Consider the following 654-nt stretch of genomic DNA (forward strand, 5'->3'; position numbering starts at 1 on the left):
ATGAAATACGATTGCCTCTACCTTTGATTTCAAAGCATTTACGAATTGTACGAATGTCTGTAGAAGCGATTATTTCAGCATTGCCAAACGTTTTAAGAAGATTCATATAAACAACACCATATTTAGAACTGAATAAGGTATTGAATTCAGGGAAAACAAGATCAATCGATTTCTGTAGTCGATTACAGTAGACGTTGAGTTCTTCCTTTAGATCATGGTGATGACGAGTCAATTGTCTTTGTTCGTAGAAATCAAAACGGTCAACTTTAGTAATACGATACTGTTTCTTACGCTCAGGAGTATCTAGAACATCACAAATAGTGATTGTATCCAGTTTGTCATTCTTAGTAATGCCGCCTTCCATCTTACGTGTAAGATCAGTCGTTTTAGGGTTGATCAAGGCAACAGTATATCCGTTGCTAAGAAGAAATTTTAGAAGAGCAACATGGTAATGCCCAGTGTCTTCCATACCTAATAGAATTGATTTTTTAGAATACGGTTTAAGAGAGTTGATCAGAAAGTCAAATCCTTCTTTGTTGTTAGAAAAAGAAGTAGGTGTAACATTGAATTCACCATTTTCTTTGTCCATGACACAGAAGTGATGACTGTTCTTTCCAACATCGATACCAACTAATTTCATAAATAAACATCCTT

General features: G+C 34.9%; 1 protein-coding gene. It reads right to left on the bottom strand.

Annotated elements, in window-relative coordinates; translation table 11 throughout:
* On the bottom strand, positions 1-640 hold a 640-nt coding region (locus tag NE544_RS12070; protein ID WP_256269505.1), incomplete at its 3' end, for an IS110 family transposase.
* Positions 641-654 lie beyond the last annotated feature (14 nt).

It is taken from the genome of Holdemanella sp. MSK.7.32 (genome assembly GCF_024460475.1).
Lineage (GTDB): Bacteria > Bacillota_I > Bacilli_A > Erysipelotrichales > Erysipelotrichaceae > Holdemanella.